This window comes from Brevibacterium sp. 91QC2O2 (genome assembly GCF_024580695.1).
Lineage (GTDB): Bacteria > Actinomycetota > Actinomycetes > Actinomycetales > Brevibacteriaceae > Brevibacterium > Brevibacterium moorei.
In genome coordinates, this window is the sequence record NZ_JANIJY010000008.1 from 127,301 (window position 1) to 143,536 (window position 16,236).

Here is a 16,236-nt window from a genome sequence, read left to right on the forward strand (position 1 = left end):
GACGACGAAAGAGGTTTTATGGATCGCCCGCTGCGCGTGGCCATCGTGGGTGCCGGCCCCGCCGGGATCTACGCCGCCGACATCCTGACGAAGGCGGAACGCGACTTCGATCTGAGCATCGACCTGTTCGAACGCCTGCCTGCCCCCTTCGGCCTGGTCCGCTATGGCGTCGCCCCCGACCATCCCAGGATCAAGGGCATCATCAATGCGCTGATCAAGGTGATGGACCGCGGCGACATCCGGCTGTTCTCGAATGTGGACTACGGCACGGACATCACGCTGGAGGACTTCCGCCACCTCTACGACGCCGTCATCTTCTCCACCGGCTCGATCGAGGACGCGCCCCTGGACATCCCCGGCATCGACCTGCCGCGCTCCTACGGCGCCGCCCGCTTCGTCAACTGGTACGACTCGCACCCGGACTATCCGCAGACCTGGCCGTTGGACGCCAAGCGCGTCGCGGTGATCGGCAACGGCAACGTCGCCCTCGACGTCGCCCGGATCCTGTCCAAGCAGGCAGACGACCTGCTGAGCACGGAGATCCCCGCGCACGTCTACGAGGGACTGAAGGACTCGGCCGTGACCGATGTGCACGTGTTCGGCCGCCGTGGCCCGGCGCAGGTGAAGTTCACGCCGCTGGAGCTGCGCGAACTGGGCCATGTCAAGGACGTCGACATCGTCGTCTACCCCGAGGACTTCGAATTCGACGAGGGTTCGATGCAGGCCATCGGCTCGAACAATCAGACCAAGCAGGTCACGAAGACGCTCACGGATTTCACTCTGCGCGAGGAAACCGGCGCCAAGCGCCGCCTGCACCTGCACTTCCTCCAGGCACCGGTGGCCGTGCTGGGCGATGAGACCACCGGGGTGACCGGCCTACGGGTGGAGCGCCAGCAGCTCGACGGCACCGGCGGCGTCAATGGCACGGGGGAGTTCATCGACTACGACATGGACGCGGTCTACCGTGCGGTCGGCTACTTCGGCACCGCTGTGGACCAGCTGCCCTTCGACCGGCACAAGGGCGTGGTGACGAACGTCGAGGGCCGCGTGGTCCAGGGCGATTCCCAGGCAGAGGCCGCGCAGGCCCCGGTGGAGCCCGGACTGTACGCGACGGGTTGGATCAAGCGCGGGCCGGTCGGCCTGATCGGGCACACCAAGGGCGATGCCCTGGAGACCGTCACGCACCTGATCGAGGACTACCACGCCGGTTCCCTGCCCGCGCCCACGCATCCGGGCGAGGACGAGATCGTCAAGCTGCTCGAGGCCAAGGGCGTGGACTTCACGAACTGGGAGGGCTACCACCTGCTGGACGCCGCGGAGCGCGCCGCAGGCGAGCCCGAGGGCCGTGAGCGCATCAAGCTCGCCACCCGCGAGGCCATGATGGACGCCGCCCGTGCCGCCGTCCACGCGGGCTCCGGTTCCGAGGTCCCGCAGGGCGCCGCGGACTGATTGCGGACTGCCGAAGCAGTGGCCGAGGACGCACCCGGGGTGCCGCGACCGCAGCACCCGGGCGCGGCCTCGGCGTGCTAAAAGGGCCCCACGGCATCGTCTGATGCTGTGGGGCCCTCCGGGTTCCACGTCTATTCTGCGGCGGTCTACCGGTAGTTGGTGAACTGCAGGTCGACGTCGAGGTCCTTGCCCTTGAGCAGGGCGATCACGGACTGCAGGTCGTCGCGGCTCTTCGAGCTGACCCGGACCTCGTCACCCTGGATCGGGGCCTTGACGCCCTTGGGGCCCTCGTCGCGGATGATCTTCGTGATCTTCTTGGCGGTCTCCTTGTCGATGCCCTCCTTGAGGCTGGCCTCGAGCCGGTATTCCTTGCCCGAGGGGTAGGGTTCGCCGGCGTCCAGGGACTTCAGCGAGATCCCGCGCTTGACCAGCTTGGACTGGAAGACGTCGAGCACGGCCTTGACGCGTTCCTCGGCATTGGCCTTGATCAGGATGGATTCGCCTGACCAGGCGATCGAGGCGTCGGTGCCGCGGAAGTCGTAGCGCGAGTTGACCTCCTTGGCGGCCTGGTTGAGTGCGTTGTCGGCCTCCTGCCGGTCGACCTTGCTGACGATGTCGAAGCTGGAATCGCTTGCCATGGTTGCTCCTTAGCTGTCGGATGCCCGCGAGCGGGCCGGATACCCGCCCACCAGTCTAGTGAAGGCCCGTCCGCCGCGTCCGAATATGACACTGGACACAAAGTGGCGGAATGGGCCTCCTGTGATTTCGTATCCGAGAAATCATCCTGTACTGTTTAACAGGTACGCCAAACGGGTCGAAACCCAACAGGTGTATGGCAGGTTGTCCGAGCGGCCAAAGGAATCTGACTGTAAATCAGACGGCATTGCCTTCGAAGGTTCGAATCCTTCACCTGCCACCGAAGGCCGAAATCCCCGGGATCACGAGATCCCGGGGGTTTCGTCGTCTGCAGGACCATCGCCGCCGGCTTGGGGCGATGGGGCCGCACCTCACGGCCTCCGTATCGCCCATATCGGCAGTGCGATGAGCGCGAGGATGGCCAGAGCCGCCAATTGCATGGGTGGAAACACGACCAGTGCGATAGCCGCCGTCGAACTGTCGTCCATCAGCACGTCGATGTACACCCAGACCCCGGCGGCGCCGGCCACAACGGTATAGGCCAGAGTGAGCCATGAAACCCAGGCCGATCTCCTCACCAGGATCTGGACGATCAGCGGCACCAGATAGGGCAGGATGATGAAAAAGCCCAGGAGTGCTGCCCCTACCACCGCATCCGCTGCGGTCTCCCTCCACGGCTGGGCGAGCATGACCATGACGCCAATGGCCGTTGCGATGAACAGCAGGGCTGCAATCATGCCGATGATGCGGACGGTCCGGTTCCCAGCTGGGAGGTTGTGCGCGTCGGTGGGCATGGGTCGATCCTAGACGCCGGCGAAGACCGGATCACGCGAATGTGGGCCGAACCGGAAGATTTCCGGCGGATCTGCAGCACTGTGGCAAGAAGATCGACGAGCACAGGACCTTTCTCACTTCCCGGGCGCCTCGTCCACGGTTTCGTCTCACATGGCAGAATCTAGGATGGTCGCGACTCGTCGGCATACCCGTCGGCACTATCGCCGGCGCCCCGCCGGCCCGCCCACCGGCGCCCTCGCCGGATCGGCAGTCGCGCAGAAAGGAGCCCTCAATGGCACATGACACCATCGAATCCCTGCTCGACCGGGTACTCAAACGCAATCCCGGTGAACCCGAATTCCACCAGGCCGTCCGCGAGGTCCTCGGCTCCCTCCAGGCGATGGGGAACCGTCATCCCGAATACCAGGACTCCCGCGTCGTGCAGCAGCTGTGCGAACCGGAGCGCCAGATCATCTTCCGCGTCCCCTGGGTCGACGACAAGGGCGAACTGCAGATCAACCGCGGTTTCCGCGTGGAGTTCAACTCCGCCCTGGGACCGTACAAGGGCGGCTTGCGCTTCCACCCCTCGGTGAACCTGGGCATCATCAAGTTCCTGGGCTTCGAGCAGATCTTCAAGAACTCCCTGACCGGCCTGCCGATCGGCGGCGGCAAGGGCGGTTCGGACTTCGACCCGCACGGCCGCAGCGATGACGAGGTCATGCGCTTCTGCCAGTCATTCATGACCGAGCTCTACCGCTACATCGGCGAATACACCGACGTCCCGGCCGGCGACATCGGCGTGGGCGGCCGCGAGATCGGCTTCCTGTTCGGCCAGTACAAGCGCATCACGAACCGCTACGAATCCGGCGTGCTGACCGGCAAGGGCCTGACCTGGGGCGGTTCCCTGGTCCGGACCGAGGCCACCGGCTACGGCGCCGCGATCTTCGCCCAGCAGATGCTCAAGACCCAGGGCACGACCTTCGACGGCGCCAAGGTCAGTGTGTCCGGTTCGGGCAATGTCGCGATCTACGCTATCGAGAAGGTCCACCAGCTCGGCGGCACCGTTTACACCGCCTCGGACTCCTCGGGCTATGTGTATGACGAGATGGGCATCGACCTGGCCCTGCTCAAGCAGGTCAAGGAGGTCGAGCGCGCCCGCATCAGCGAGTACGCGGCCCGCCGGTCCTCGGCGAAGTTCGTCACCGGCGGCAGCGTCTGGGACGTGCCGGTCGACGTCGCCCTGCCGTGCGCCACGCAGAACGAGTTGAACTCGACCGCAGCGCGCACGCTCATCAAGAACGGGCTCAAGGCCGTGGCCGAGGGTGCGAACATGCCGTGCACCGAGGGCGCCATCGGCGTGTTCCGGGAGGCCGGCACCGCCTACGCTCCCGGCAAGGCCGCGAACGCCGGTGGCGTGGCGACCAGCGCGCTGGAAATGCAGCAGAACGCCCAGCGCGACTCCTGGACCTTCGACTACACGGAGGACCGCCTGACGACCATCATGACGTCCATCCACGACACCTGCCTGGCCACGGCCGAGGAATACGGCCACCCGGGCAACTACGTCATGGGCGCGAACATCGCGGGCTTCCGGAAGGTCGCGGACGCGATGCTGGCCTTCGGCGTGGTCTGATCGCCCACCGGCGCCGAGGCCCCGCGTCGCGGGTGCCCGGCGGCACCTCGTGCGGATGCTGGTAGGCCGCACGGGTCAGGCCCCACCGCCCGCATTCAGCGGGCGGTGGGGCCTTTGTCATGTCCGGGCAACGTGGCTGGCATAGGGTGGGGCCATGTTCACCGAGTATCTGAAGACACAGCAGATCCTGCAGACCCCCGGGCGCGGGGCCGCGCCGTGGGTGATCGCGCACCGTGGATACTCCGGGGTCGCGCCGGAGAACACCCTGGCCGCGGTGGATGCGGCACGGGCCACCGGCGCGGATCTGATCGAGGTCGATGCGTGGATCTCCGGGGACGGCACCCCCGTCATCATCCACGACGGGACTCTGGGCCGGACCACCGGTTCGCAGGGCAATGTGGTGCATATGAGCGATGAGCGGATCTTCCTGGCCGATGCCGGGATCTGGATGGGACGCGGCTTCGCCGGCCAGCGCGTGCCCACGCTCGAGGGGCTGCTCGGCGATCTGTCCGTGCATGGGGGCGATCTGCTCCTGGAGCTCAAGGGCGAGTGGTCGGCGGGGGCGGTGGCCCGGATCAGTCAGGAGATCATGGACTTCGGGATGGCCGATCGGACGATCGTGCAGAGCTTTTCGGTACCGACCCTGCAAACGGCGCGCGACATGATGCCGATGGTCCCACGCGGACTGCTGCGGATGACGCCCAAGTTGGGGGATGCACAGCTAGCGCAGGACCTGCAGGCCATCGCCGTCAATGTCTCGGTCAAGGGGTTCTCCAATCACCACGATCTGGTCGAGGGGTTCCTGGCATCCGACTTGGCGTGCTGTGTGTTCACGGCCAATCGTGCTGAGGAATGGGCGCGCTTGCTGGACGCCGGGGTCACCGGCATCATCACCGATCACCCGGGCCGGCTGCAGGGCTTCCTGGCGGCCCGCGAACACCTGTCCTGAGCCTCGTTCCCCACCCCCGGCCAGGGGTGTGGTCTAAAACACTACAAATGGAGCCGTTCTGGATTTGCATCGTGCTTCAACGCCCGTGTAATGTATCTGTTGTTGCCCCGATAGCTCAGTCGGCAGAGCGTCTCCATGGTAAGGAGAAGGTCAAGGGTTCGATTCCCTTTCGGGGCTCTCAGTGTGGAAAAAGGTGAGAGCCGGTTCCATGCTAGTGGCGGGGTAGCTCAGCCGGTTAGAGCGCACGACTCATAATCGTGAGGTCGGGAGTTCGAGTCTCCCCCTCGCTACAGATTGTGAAGTCCCGCATCCTCAAGGATGCGGGACTTTTTTCGTTTGACCTCCGGGTTTACAGTGAAACTATGGTATATAACCATAGTATCTTTAGGTCGTATATCGACCATCACTTCACGTACATTGCGGGTTTCGACCGGAATGTCGCCCGCTATCACGATCACCCGCGCTGATCGATCCGGCAATCGGGGAGCAGTGGACTTATGCCCAACTGGGCCAACGCGTCGACCGCCTTGCCGCGGCGCTGCACGCGGCCGGGGTGGGCCGCGGCGACCGGGTGCTCTACCAGCTGTTCAACGGGCCCGAATTCGTCCTCGTCTACCTGGCGACCCAGCGGCTCGGCGCGATCGACGTGCCCATCAACCACCGCCTGTCGGTGGGGGAGACCGCGTACATCCTGCAGGACTCCGCACCCCTGGTCTACCTCTACGATGAGCGCCTGGCCGCCACCGCGGAACACGCCCTGGCCCGGTGGGGCGGCCGGCCCGCCCTGGTGGCCGTCGGCCCCCGGACGCCCGATACCCACGGGCGGCTGGGCCAGACGGTGGGGTTCGAACAGTTCGTCTCCGGGGCCGCTGACCTCGCGGTCCCGGCCCTGCCGGCCGACTTCAGCACGTACGAGGAGACCACCCGCCTCTACACCTCGGGTACCACCGGCATGCCCAAGGGCGTGGCGCTGCCCAGCCTGGTCGAGGTGATGAGCGCCCACGACGTCATGATGCACTTCCCGCTGGGGCCCTACGACCGGACGCTGAACATGACGCCCTGGTTCCACCGCGGTGGCCTGTACTCGGGCGGGCCCAATCCCGTGTACTATGCCGGCGGGTCCGTCGTCCCGATGCCGGACTTCGACCCGGCGCTGGCCCTGGACTGGGTCGACGAATACGACATCACATTCCTCATCGGAGCCCCTGCCACGCTCGAGGCGATCGCCAATGAGCAGGAGGCCAGGCCGCGGCCCCTGCGCACGCTCAAGGGGATCGTGACGATGGGGGCGCCGCTGGACCGGGCCGCCGCACTGCGCTATCAGCGGCTGCTGACCCCGCGGATCTTCAACGGCTACGGGACCACCGAGACGTTCTGGAACACCTTCCTGCGCCCCGAGGACCTGCCCGAACACGCCGGGACCGCCGGCCGGGCGAGCACGGACGACGATGTGGCGGTGGTGCGCATCTACGAGGATCACCGGGCCGAACCGGATGAGCTGGTCGCCCGCGACAACACCGAATCAGGCGAGGTCATCATGCGCAGCCCCAAATCGGGCTTCGCCTATGTCAACCTGCCCGGGGTGCAGGAGGAGAAGTTCCACTCCGGCTGGCTCTACACAGGTGACATCGCGGTGTGGGACGCCGACGGATTCCTCACGATCCTGGGCCGTAAGGACGACATGATCATCTCCGGCGGGGAGAACGTCCATCCCGTCCAGGTCGAGGAGGCGCTGGCCCGCAACCGCGGCGTGGCCGATTCGGCCGTCGTGGGCATCCCCGATCCCACCTGGGGGCAGAAGATCGTGGCCTTCGTGGTCCGCGCGCCCGCCGGAGCCCCCGGGGTCCCAGCACAGCCCGTCACCGCAGAGGACCTCGACGCCATGCTGCTGTCCGATGACAATCTGGCCGACTTCAAGCGGCCGCGCGGTTACCGGTTCGTCGACTCCCTGCCGATGACCGCCACCGGTAAGAAGGTGCACTACGAGGTCGCCCGCCTGGCGACCGAGGCCGCGGCGTCAGGGGATATCGAACTGCTGGGGTTCAGGAAGAAGTGAGGGGGATGGAGCGAATGGACGACGAGGACATCGTCATCACCGGGATCGGCGCGCTGACCCCGGTCGGAAACACCGCAGCGGACACCTGGAGTGCCCTGCTGGCCGGAACCAGCGGGGTCGGGCCGATCACGCACTTCGACGCCTCCCGGCTGGGCACGCGGATCGCTGCCGAGGTCAAGGGGTTCGATCCCGCGGAGCACCTGAGTGTGAAGAATCTCAAGCGGACCTCGCGCGCCACCCAGCTGGCGGTTGTCGCGGCACGGCAGGCACTGGCAGATGCCGGCCTGGACGCAGGTGTCGACTTGGGCGACGGAATGGCCGCGGGGGCGATCGTCAACAGCGCCGTCGCCGGCTTCCCGGAGATCCAGCGGGCCACCGAGGACCTGCACAGTGGTGGGCCCAGGGCCGTCAGCCCGATGTTCGTGCCCGCGGGGCTGACGAATATGCCGGCCTGCCAGATCGCCATGGACCTGGGCCTGCACGGTCCGGTCAACGCCAGTGCACTGGCCTGTGCCTCGGGCAATTACGCGTTGCTCGAGGCCGCCCACCACCTGCGCACAGGCGCCGCCGAGGTGATGCTGGCCGGTGGGACCGACGCCTCGATCACGGAGCCCATGTTCGCCGGTTTGGGCGCTATGCGGGCACTGAGCCCCGGTGTGGGCGACCCCGCGGAGGTCTCGCGGCCCTTCGACGCCGAGCGGACCGGCTTCGTCTTCGGCGAGGGCGCGGTTCTCTTCGTGCTCGAACGTGCTTCCCATGCCAGGGCACGGGGCGCACGGCCCTATGCGCGCGTGCTGGGCGGAGCCCTGACCTCGGACGGGTTCCACGTCGTGGCGCCCGAACCGAGTGGCCGGTACGCGGCCGCCGCGATCTCCCGGTGCCTTGATGCATCCCGTCTGGCACCGGCCGACGTCGACCTGGTGGTGGCGCACGGGACCTCGACCAAGGCCAATGACCGCACGGAGACGGCGGCGCTCCACACCGCCCTCGGCGAGGCGGCCGGCGGGGTGCCGGTCAGTGCGCCGAAGTCCATGACCGGCCACCTGATCGGAGCGGCCGGCGCCCTGGCCGCACTGGTGTGCATCATGGCGATCCGTGAGTCCCTGGTGCCCCCGACGATCAACTACCGGACCCCGGATCCGGAATGCGATCTGGACTATGTGCCCAATACCGCGCGCAATCTGCCGGTGCGCACGGCCGTGACCAATGCCTTCGGGTTCGGCGGACAGAACTGCGTGACCGCCTTCGGCGCGGTTTAGGCGGGGGCGCTGACGCCGTGTGGGCGGGCCGAGCCGGTACCGTGGTGTCATGGCTTACGAAGATCGGCTCACAGCGGACCAGCACTTCGACATCGCGCTCATCGGTTCGGGCTCTGGCAATTCGCTGCCCGGACCGGAGTTCGCGGACAAGACGATCGTCTACATCGACCGCGGGGTCGGCCCCGACCGGGTGTTTGGCGGGACCTGCCTGAACCTGGGCTGCATTCCCTCGAAGATGTTCGTCCACACCGCAGACGTCGCGGCGACCCCGGCGGGCGCCGCGCGGTTGGGCCTCGCGGAGACCCTGGACGCGGTGGACTGGCCGGCGATCCGCGAGCGCGTCTTCGGTCGCATCGACCCGATCACGGCCGGCGGCCTGGACTACCGGGAGAACCACCCGGACAATGAGAACCTGACCCTGCTGCGTGGCACCGCGCGCCTGGCGGGGAGCGCCGCTGTGGGCGCGCCGGCCGCTTCGGCCACGGCGCCCTTTGTCCTGCAGGTGGCGCTGAACGACGGCGGTTCTCGCACGGTGAGTGCCGAGCAGGTGGTGTTGGCCGCCGGCTCGCGGCCGGCCGTTCCCGACATCCCCGGGCTGCGCGCGGCCGGGCCGTTGACCTCGGATACGATCATGCGCATCGATGAACTGCCGGAGAGTCTGCTGATTCTGGGCTCGGGCGTGATCGCCGTGGAGATGGCACACATCTTCGGATCGCTGGGCGTCGAGGTGACCCTGGTGGCGCGCTCGGGCCGGCTGCTGCGGCAGCTGGACGAGGACGTCTCGGCAACTGCCACGGACGCTCTGGCGCACAGGTTTCACGTGGAACCGAACCTGCACACGACACGGGTCGAGCGGACCGGTGCGGGGATTCGGCTGGTGGGTGAGCGCGCCGGCGGGGAAGTCGTCTTGCAGGCGGCCGAACTGCTTGTGGCCACCGGGCGCACGCCCAATGCGGATCTGCTGGGTGCCGCCGAGGCCGGCCTCGACGTGCGCGCCGACGGCACGGTGGCCACCGACGAGTACCTGCGGGTGACCTCGGGCGGGTCCGTGGTTCCCGGCCTGTGGGCCCTGGGAGATGTGACCGACGGCAATCAGCTCAAACACGTCGCCAACCATCAACTGCGCTGTGTCAAGCACAATATGCTGCATCCCGATGAGCCGCGCAGCGCCTTCACGATGCCGGTGCCGCTGGGTGTGTTCAGCGATCCACAGATCGCCTGCGTGGGGTTGACGGAGGCACAGGCACAGGATCGGGCCGGCGATACCGGACTGGATGTGCGGGTCGGGCTGCAGTACTACAAGGACATCGCATATGGGTGGGCGATGGGGGACCCCGCCGGCTTCGCGAAGATCGTGGTCGATGAGATGGGCACCATCCTGGGCGCGCACATCATCGGCCCCGAGGCCACGACCCTGATCCAACCGCTGATCCAGGCCATGAGCACGGGGCAGCGCGCCCAGGATGTGGCGCGGACCCAGTACTGGATCCATCCGGCGATGCCGGAACTGGTGGAGAACGCACTGCTGCAGTTGCTCGACTAGCCTTAGGTGCATGAGCACCGAAACCCCCGCCAGCCTGGGCGCGCGCATCCGTGGAGCCAGGAGGGCCTCGGGCCTGACCCTGGATCAGCTGTCAGGGCGCCTGGGCCTGTCGTCAGCGACCCTGTCCCTGGTCGAACGCGACCGGGTCGGCGTGACGAGCCAGCGGCTGGCCGCGATCGCCGAGGTCCTCGGGACGACCTCGGCGGCACTGGAGGCCGGATCCGGGGCCGAGGCCGTGGAAACCGGTGAGGAGGCCGACGGGGGCACCCGCTCGCTGGTCATGCAGGCGGCGGTGAAGTGCATTGTGCAGTGGGGCTATCACGGCACGTCCATGCGCCAGATCGCTCAGACCGGTGAGGTCAGCGTGGCCGGGGTCTACCACTACTTCGATTCGAAGCAGGCGATTCTGGCCGCGATCAGCTCGTACACCATGGTCAAGCTGCTGCGGCAGATGGAGGTGACATCTGCCCGGTGCGCGGGGGAGGACCCCGTCATCAGGTTCCATGCGCTGGTCAAGACCATGGCGCTGTTCCACATCGAGGAGCGCGACATCGCGTTCATCGGCGCCAGTGAGCGGCGCAGCCTGGAGGAACCAGCCGCCTCACAGAGCCTCAAGCGGCGCAGGCGGGCGCAGAGCATGCTGGACGTGGAGGCCGGACTGGCCGCCGCCCGCGGGGAGTTCCGTACACCCCACGTGAAGTTCGCGGGTCGGGTGGTGTCGAATATGTGCACCTCCCTGGCCCAGTGGGTCAAGCCGGGGCAGGGTCTCAGCGCCGACGAGGCCGCAGGACAGGTCGCCGACTACGCCCTCGAGGTGATGCGCGGGCCGCGGTAGTTCAGAGGACGTCAGGGCGCCCCGGTAGACTTCTGCGGTAGTAGACCAACCGATCAGGAGGGACTCATGGGAGTCAATACCGACCTGGAGGGCGCCAGCTTCGCAGCACCTGCGCCCTACCGTGTTTCGGCCGAGGCGATCGCGGCCTTCGCCGCCGCCACCAAGGCCACGCATCCCGCCCACACGGACCGTAGGGCGGCCCGCGCACTGGGGTATCCGGACCTCGTCGCCCCGCCCACCTTCGCGGTGGTCCCGTCCCAACGGGCGGAGGGACTCTACATCTCCTCCCCGGAATCCGGCATCGACTTCGACCGGGTGGTCCACGGACAGGAACAGTTCACCTACGTACGCCCGATCATCGCAGGTGACGAACTCGACGCGGTCTGCCACGTCGACGGCATCCGGGTCGCCGGTGGCAATGCGATGATCACCACCCGCACCGAACTGAGCAGCCAGGGCGAACCCGTGGTCACCGTGACCTCGATGATCGTCGTGAGGGGAGACGACAATGCCTGAAACCACCATTGCGAACAACGCGCCCGCCGGCCCCGCCGCCGCGGATCTGAGCGTGGGCGAAGTCGTGCTGGAACGCACCATCGGCTTCTCCCGGGCGGATCTGGTCCGCTATGCGGGCGCCTCCGGGGACTTCAACTACATTCACTGGAACGAACGCTTCGCCCGCGAGGTCGGCCTGCCCAATGTGATCGCCCACGGCATGCTGACGATGGCCACCGTCGTCTCCCCGATCGTGCAATGGCTGGGCGATCCCGGCGCGGTGCTGGACTACCGCACCCGCTTCACCGCGCCGGTCGTCGTGCCCGACGCGGCCTCCGGGGTGCCCGAGGAACCCACCGCCTTCGTCAACATCGTCGCCAAGGTTGGCGCCCTGGACCCGGAGGCCGGAACCGCACGGATCGACGTGACGGCCACTCTGCCCGCGGATGGCGAGGCCAAGCCCGTGTCCGTACTGGGCCGGACCCAGGTCAAGGTCGCCCTGCGATGACCGGGGATCGTCCGGCGCCGGGCACCTCTTCGACGGGGGGAACGGCTGCGGTCCCGGGGACTCTGGCAGAACTCACCACCTTCCACCTGGGCGGACCGCTGCCCGACTTGACGGTGGCCCACACGGCGGAGGACCTGGAGGACTTCGGGCGGGCCCATCCGCTGGACCCCTCTGCCCACGGTGATCCGGCCGTGCTGTTCATCGGCGGCGGATCGAACATCCTGGCAGGAGACTCCGGCTTCGCCGGCCCCGCCTGCCTGGTCGCGACCCGCGGCATCCAGGAGTCCGCACACGGGACCCGGACACTGGTGACCGCCCAGGCCGGCGAGGTCTGGGACGAGTTCGTCGCCTGGACCCTGGACCACGGTCTCAGCGGTCTCGAGGCCCTGTCCGGCATCCCCGGTACCGTGGGCGCGGCACCCGTGCAGAACATCGGAGCCTATGGGTGCGAGGTCGCCGAACTGATCGAATCGGTGCGCGTCTTCGACCGGGTGGCCGGCCAGGCACAGCGGCTACCGGCGGAGCGCCTGCAGTTCTCCTACCGCAACTCACTGCTCAAACGGGCCGCCGCGGAATTCGGCGAGCCCCGCTACATCGTGCTGGAGGTGTGCTTCGCTCTGGAGCGGGGTCGGGAATCGGCGCCGGTGCGCTACGGGCAGCTGGCTGCCGAACTCGAAGTGGCGATCGGGCAGACGGCGGACACGGCCGCGGTGCGCACCGCCGTGCTGCACCTGCGCGCCTCCAAGGGAATGGTGCTGGACCCGGCCGATCACGACACCTGGTCGGCCGGCTCGTTCTTCACCAATCCGATCGTCGCGCGCGACTTCGTCCTGCCCGACGGTGCCCCGTCCTATCCCGTCCACGACCCTCTGACCGGGGTGGTGGATCCGCAGGTGCAGAAGACCTCGGCGGCCTGGCTGATCGACCATGCGGGCTTCGCCAAGGGGTATGGACTGCCCCGCGCCGATGGCGGGCCCCCCGCCGCGAGCCTGTCGACCAAGCACACGCTGGCCCTGACGAACCGGGGCGCGGCGCGCACCGCCGACCTGTTGGAGCTGGCGCGCCGGATCCAAGCCGGCGTGCACGAGCGCTTCGGGATCGTGCTGGTACCCGAACCGAATCTGGTCGGCTGCTCCCTGGATTCGGAGGGGTAACCGGATGCCCGCTCGCCGCATCCGCCGGTGCGCACAGCGCTGTGCTCAGTGCCACCTCGGCCCTGGTTCGACGTCGTGCCGAAAAGCCTGTATGCTTGAAAACCGTTGGCCCGCTGCGGGGATGCCCGAAAGGGGATTGTCGGGGCCGACGGTGAGCAGTCACCGACACGTCGAATGGCGTGAAGGGGCGTGGCGCAATTGGTAGCGCAACGGTCTCCAAAACCGTAGGTTGCAGGTTCGAGTCCTGTCGCCCCTGCTCAACCGACTCAATGCAGTTCGAACGATCTAGTGAGGTCCCGTGGCCGATTCCGCACATGCATCGGAAGTCAGTATGCCCGATGATAAGCGCCGCGGATTCTTCGGCCGGATCATCCAGTTCTTCAAAGAGGTTTTCGCCGAACTGAAGAAGGTCATTACCCCGACCCGCAAGCAGCTGCTCAACTACTTCCTCGTGGTACTGGCATTCGTCGTCTTCATGATGTTGTTGGTCACCGTGCTGGATTTCGTCTTCGGTAAGCTGGCGGGCACAGTGTTCGGCGGCGAGCCGATCTGGCCGCTGTTCTAAGCCGAGCGCGGCCACTCAACTCATAACAAGGAGATTTGGTGTCCCAGGACAGCTCGGAATTCGACAACCTCGCGCAGCCGCAGGACGACGCGGTCGAAGCGACCCCGGTCGCTGAAGCCGTCGCTCCGGAGGTCCCCGCGGACCCCACTCCCGCTCAGGATGCGCAGCCTGCCGAGCAGGCGCCGGAGGCCGAGGAGCCCACCGCCGAGGATGCACAGGCCGGGGAAACCGCGCCGGCTGACGCCGCAGAGGCTCCCGCAGACGCCGCAGCAGCCGATGACGTCGCGGCTGACGCAGCCGAAGAGGCTCCCGCCGAGGATCCGATGGAGGCCTACAAGTCCGATCTGCGGATGAAGGACGGCGACTGGTACGTCATCCATTCCTACGCCGGTTATGAGAACCGCGTGAAGGTCAATCTTGAATCGCGCGCCGTCAGCCTCAACATGGAGGACTACATCTTCGAGGTGCAGGTCCCCATGGAGGAAGTCACCGAGATCAAGAACGGCCAGCGCAAGAAGATCCGCCGCGTTCGCATCCCCGGCTACGTGCTGGTGCGCATGGAACTGACCGATGAATCGTGGGGCGTTGTGCGCAACACCCCGGGTGTCACCGGCTTCGTCGGCAACGCCTACGATCCCACGCCGCTGACCCTCGACGAGGTCTTCTCCATGCTGGCCCCGATGTTCGAAGAAGAGGTCGCCGAAGCCGCCAAGGCCGCGGGTGAACAGGCCAAGGCCGCAGCTCCCGCCGGTATCGAGGTCGACTTCGAGGTGGGCGAATCCGTGATGGTCAAGGACGGCTCCTTCGAGGGGCATCCGGCCACGATCCAGGAGATCCGCCCCGAGCAGCAGAAGCTGGTCGTGCTGCTGTCGATCTTCGAACGCGATGTGCCCGTCGAATTGGGCTTCAACCAGGTCGACAAGATCTGACCATTTGAGACTTGCCACACAAACGCGGGGCCGGGGTTTAAAACCCACGGCCCCGCGTGGAATAATGGTGTGGTTTGCTGCCTTGGGCCATCGGAATCCCAGGGTTGAAACTCCCACCGGCACACTGCAGTGGGACTCGTTTTAGAGATTAAGGACCGAAACATGCCTCCGAAGAAAAAGGTAACCGGCCTGATCAAGCTCCAGATCCAGGCTGGTGCCGCCAACCCGGCGCCCCCGGTCGGCCCGGCGCTGGGTCAGCACGGTGTCAACATCATGGAATTCTGCAAGGCCTACAATGCGGCCACGGAATCCATGCGCGGGAACATCGTCCCCGTCGAGATCACGGTGTACGAAGATCGTTCGTTCACCTTCGTCACGAAGACGCCGCCGGCCTCCGAGCTGATCAAGAAGGCCGCCGGTGTCAAGTCCGGTTCGGCCACCCCGCACACCGTCAAGGTCGGTCACCTGACCGAAGACCAGGTGCGCGAGATCGCCGAGACCAAGATGCCCGACCTGAACGCGAACGACATCGAGGCTGCGAAGAAGATCGTCGCCGGCACCGCTCGCCAGATGGGCATCACGACCGACATCGACGCCTGATCCAGGCTCAACTTCCGTGGTAGGGCCGGCGCGGCCCACACCACAACTGCAAGGAGATAAGCAGATGGCAAAGCGCTCAAAGGCCTATGAGGCCGCTGCCGAGAAGATCGCGGCAGACACTTTCTACGAACCGGCTCAGGCTATCGCCCTGGCCAAGGACACCACCGTGACCAAGTTCGACGCCACCGTCGAAGTTGCGCTGCGCCTGAGTGTCGATCCCCGCAAGGCGGATCAGATGGTGCGTGGCACCGTCAACCTCCCGCACGGCACCGGTAAGACCGCCACGGTCCTGGTGTTCGCCGCCGGCGACCGTGCAGAGGCAGCCCGCGCAGCAGGTGCCGACTTCGTCGGCTCCGATGACCTGCTGGAAAAGGTGGCCGGTGGCTGGACCGGATTCGATGCAGCCGTCGCCACTCCCGACCTGATGGGCAAGGTCGGCCGTCTGGGCAAGGTGCTGGGTCCCCGTGGCCTGATGCCGAACCCCAAGACCGGCACCGTGACGATGGACGTGGCCAAGGCCGTGTCCGACATCAAGGGCGGCAAGATCGAGTTCCGCGTCGACAAGCACTCGAACCTGCACTTCATCGTGGGCAAGGCGTCCTTCTCCGCCGAACAGCTGGAGGAGAACTTCAAGGCCGCGATGGAAGAGGTGCTGCGTCTGAAGCCGGCGTCCTCGAAGGGCCGCTACATCACCAAGGCCACCATCGCCACGACGATGGGCCCGGGTGTGCCGATGGACATCGCATCGCTGCGTGCGTGATCCGCGTGATCTGACCGGGTGAACTCCGATCTGCGGATCGGAGTCCCCAGGGGCCGGGGCCGCGGCGGGTGAGTTAACTACTCACCCGCCG

At 66.8% G+C, this 16,236-nt stretch carries 16 protein-coding genes and 4 tRNA genes; 18 read left to right on the forward strand and 2 right to left on the reverse strand.

Features of this window, described 5'->3' with window-relative positions; genetic code table 11:
* The first annotated feature begins 18 nt into the window (after positions 1 to 18).
* Positions 19 to 1,449 (forward strand): FAD-dependent oxidoreductase, encoded by a 1,431-nt coding sequence (locus tag NQ036_RS08370; protein ID WP_257048278.1) that lies wholly within the window; start codon positions 19 to 21, stop codon positions 1,447 to 1,449.
* Between the two features lie 146 nt (positions 1,450 to 1,595).
* Here the strand turns inward: NQ036_RS08370 and NQ036_RS08375 are convergent, their stop codons facing one another.
* Positions 1,596 to 2,087: a YajQ family cyclic di-GMP-binding protein gene (locus tag NQ036_RS08375; RefSeq protein WP_257058292.1), complete on the reverse strand. Its 492-nt coding sequence runs from the start codon at positions 2,085 to 2,087 to the stop codon at positions 1,596 to 1,598.
* Between the two features lie 196 nt (positions 2,088 to 2,283).
* Here NQ036_RS08375 and NQ036_RS08380 point away from each other — a divergent pair.
* A tRNA-Tyr gene (locus NQ036_RS08380) sits at positions 2,284 to 2,365 on the forward strand.
* 91 nt (positions 2,366 to 2,456) lie between these two features.
* Here the strand turns inward: NQ036_RS08380 and NQ036_RS08385 are convergent.
* A complete protein-coding gene (locus tag NQ036_RS08385; RefSeq protein WP_257058294.1) occupies positions 2,457 to 2,879 on the reverse strand; it encodes a hypothetical protein in 423 nt (140 codons plus the stop codon).
* 272 nt (positions 2,880 to 3,151) lie between these two features.
* Between NQ036_RS08385 and gdhA the strand changes: the two genes are divergently transcribed.
* The 16 genes from gdhA to rplA all read left to right on the forward strand — a co-directional run bounded on the left by gdhA (position 3,152) and on the right by rplA (position 16,145).
* Entirely contained in the window at positions 3,152 to 4,492 is a 1,341-nt protein-coding gene (gene gdhA / locus NQ036_RS08390) for an NADP-specific glutamate dehydrogenase (RefSeq protein WP_257048284.1), read from the forward strand.
* A gap of 154 nt (positions 4,493 to 4,646) precedes the next feature.
* Positions 4,647 to 5,441: a glycerophosphodiester phosphodiesterase family protein gene (locus NQ036_RS08395; RefSeq protein ID WP_257058296.1), complete on the forward strand. Its 795-nt coding sequence runs from the start codon at positions 4,647 to 4,649 to the stop codon at positions 5,439 to 5,441.
* Between the two features lie 104 nt (positions 5,442 to 5,545).
* A tRNA-Thr gene (locus NQ036_RS08400) sits at positions 5,546 to 5,618 on the forward strand.
* Positions 5,619 to 5,657: 39 nt separating this feature from the next.
* Positions 5,658 to 5,731: transfer RNA gene (locus tag NQ036_RS08405), tRNA-Met, on the forward strand.
* 215 nt (positions 5,732 to 5,946) lie between these two features.
* Positions 5,947 to 7,497 carry a class I adenylate-forming enzyme family protein gene (locus NQ036_RS08410; RefSeq protein WP_257058324.1) on the forward strand — a complete coding sequence of 517 codons (1,551 nt, stop codon included), beginning with the start codon at positions 5,947 to 5,949 and terminating at the stop codon, positions 7,495 to 7,497.
* 5 nt (positions 7,498 to 7,502) lie between these two features.
* On the forward strand, positions 7,503 to 8,756 hold the full coding sequence (locus NQ036_RS08415) for a beta-ketoacyl synthase (RefSeq protein WP_257048288.1): 1,254 nt from the start codon (positions 7,503 to 7,505) through the stop codon (positions 8,754 to 8,756).
* 49 nt (positions 8,757 to 8,805) lie between these two features.
* A complete protein-coding gene (locus NQ036_RS08420) occupies positions 8,806 to 10,299 on the forward strand; it encodes a mycothione reductase (RefSeq protein WP_257058299.1) in 1,494 nt (497 codons plus the stop codon).
* A 10-nt stretch (positions 10,300 to 10,309) separates the two neighbouring features.
* Entirely contained in the window at positions 10,310 to 11,134 is an 825-nt protein-coding gene (locus NQ036_RS08425) for a TetR family transcriptional regulator (RefSeq protein WP_257058301.1), read from the forward strand.
* 66 nt (positions 11,135 to 11,200) lie between these two features.
* On the forward strand, positions 11,201 to 11,650 hold the full coding sequence (locus NQ036_RS08430) for a MaoC family dehydratase N-terminal domain-containing protein (RefSeq protein ID WP_257058304.1): 450 nt from the start codon (positions 11,201 to 11,203) through the stop codon (positions 11,648 to 11,650).
* Positions 11,643 to 12,137 (forward strand): MaoC/PaaZ C-terminal domain-containing protein, encoded by a 495-nt coding sequence (locus NQ036_RS08435; RefSeq protein WP_257058307.1) that lies wholly within the window; start codon positions 11,643 to 11,645, stop codon positions 12,135 to 12,137. Before NQ036_RS08430 ends, NQ036_RS08435 begins: the two co-directional genes overlap by 8 nt.
* Positions 12,134 to 13,291 carry a UDP-N-acetylmuramate dehydrogenase gene (locus NQ036_RS08440; RefSeq protein ID WP_257058309.1) on the forward strand — a complete coding sequence of 386 codons (1,158 nt, stop codon included), beginning with the start codon at positions 12,134 to 12,136 and terminating at the stop codon, positions 13,289 to 13,291. Before NQ036_RS08435 ends, NQ036_RS08440 begins: the two co-directional genes overlap by 4 nt.
* Before the next feature lie 183 nt (positions 13,292 to 13,474).
* Positions 13,475 to 13,547: transfer RNA gene (locus tag NQ036_RS08445), tRNA-Trp, on the forward strand.
* A 75-nt stretch (positions 13,548 to 13,622) separates the two neighbouring features.
* Entirely contained in the window at positions 13,623 to 13,856 is a 234-nt protein-coding gene (gene secE / locus NQ036_RS08450; RefSeq protein ID WP_257048297.1) for a preprotein translocase subunit SecE, read from the forward strand.
* Between the two features lie 38 nt (positions 13,857 to 13,894).
* Positions 13,895 to 14,785 carry a transcription termination/antitermination protein NusG gene (nusG, locus tag NQ036_RS08455; protein WP_257058311.1) on the forward strand — a complete coding sequence of 297 codons (891 nt, stop codon included), beginning with the start codon at positions 13,895 to 13,897 and terminating at the stop codon, positions 14,783 to 14,785.
* 162 nt (positions 14,786 to 14,947) lie between these two features.
* Positions 14,948 to 15,385 (forward strand): 50S ribosomal protein L11, encoded by a 438-nt coding sequence (gene rplK / locus NQ036_RS08460; RefSeq protein ID WP_257048299.1) that lies wholly within the window; start codon positions 14,948 to 14,950, stop codon positions 15,383 to 15,385.
* A 64-nt stretch (positions 15,386 to 15,449) separates the two neighbouring features.
* On the forward strand, positions 15,450 to 16,145 hold the full coding sequence (gene rplA / locus NQ036_RS08465) for a 50S ribosomal protein L1 (protein WP_257048301.1): 696 nt from the start codon (positions 15,450 to 15,452) through the stop codon (positions 16,143 to 16,145).
* The last annotated feature ends 91 nt before the right edge of the window (positions 16,146 to 16,236 follow it).

Coding starts and splice junctions, on each gene's coding strand:
- NQ036_RS08385 (WP_257058294.1), bottom strand. CDS start 2,879: ATGCCCACCGACGCGCACAACCTCCCAGCTGGGAACCGGACCGTCCGC.
- NQ036_RS08430 (WP_257058304.1), top strand. CDS start 11,201: ATGGGAGTCAATACCGACCTGGAGGGCGCCAGCTTCGCAGCACCTGCG.
- gdhA (WP_257048284.1), top strand. CDS start 3,152: ATGGCACATGACACCATCGAATCCCTGCTCGACCGGGTACTCAAACGC.
- NQ036_RS08375 (WP_257058292.1), bottom strand. CDS start 2,087: ATGGCAAGCGATTCCAGCTTCGACATCGTCAGCAAGGTCGACCGGCAG.
- NQ036_RS08435 (WP_257058307.1), top strand. CDS start 11,643: ATGCCTGAAACCACCATTGCGAACAACGCGCCCGCCGGCCCCGCCGCC.
- rplA (WP_257048301.1), top strand. CDS start 15,450: ATGGCAAAGCGCTCAAAGGCCTATGAGGCCGCTGCCGAGAAGATCGCG.
- NQ036_RS08425 (WP_257058301.1), top strand. CDS start 10,310: ATGAGCACCGAAACCCCCGCCAGCCTGGGCGCGCGCATCCGTGGAGCC.
- NQ036_RS08420 (WP_257058299.1), top strand. CDS start 8,806: ATGGCTTACGAAGATCGGCTCACAGCGGACCAGCACTTCGACATCGCG.
- NQ036_RS08415 (WP_257048288.1), top strand. CDS start 7,503: ATGGAGCGAATGGACGACGAGGACATCGTCATCACCGGGATCGGCGCG.
- secE (WP_257048297.1), top strand. CDS start 13,623: ATGCCCGATGATAAGCGCCGCGGATTCTTCGGCCGGATCATCCAGTTC.
- rplK (WP_257048299.1), top strand. CDS start 14,948: ATGCCTCCGAAGAAAAAGGTAACCGGCCTGATCAAGCTCCAGATCCAG.
- NQ036_RS08440 (WP_257058309.1), top strand. CDS start 12,134: ATGACCGGGGATCGTCCGGCGCCGGGCACCTCTTCGACGGGGGGAACG.
- NQ036_RS08395 (WP_257058296.1), top strand. CDS start 4,647: ATGTTCACCGAGTATCTGAAGACACAGCAGATCCTGCAGACCCCCGGG.
- NQ036_RS08370 (WP_257048278.1), top strand. CDS start 19: ATGGATCGCCCGCTGCGCGTGGCCATCGTGGGTGCCGGCCCCGCCGGG.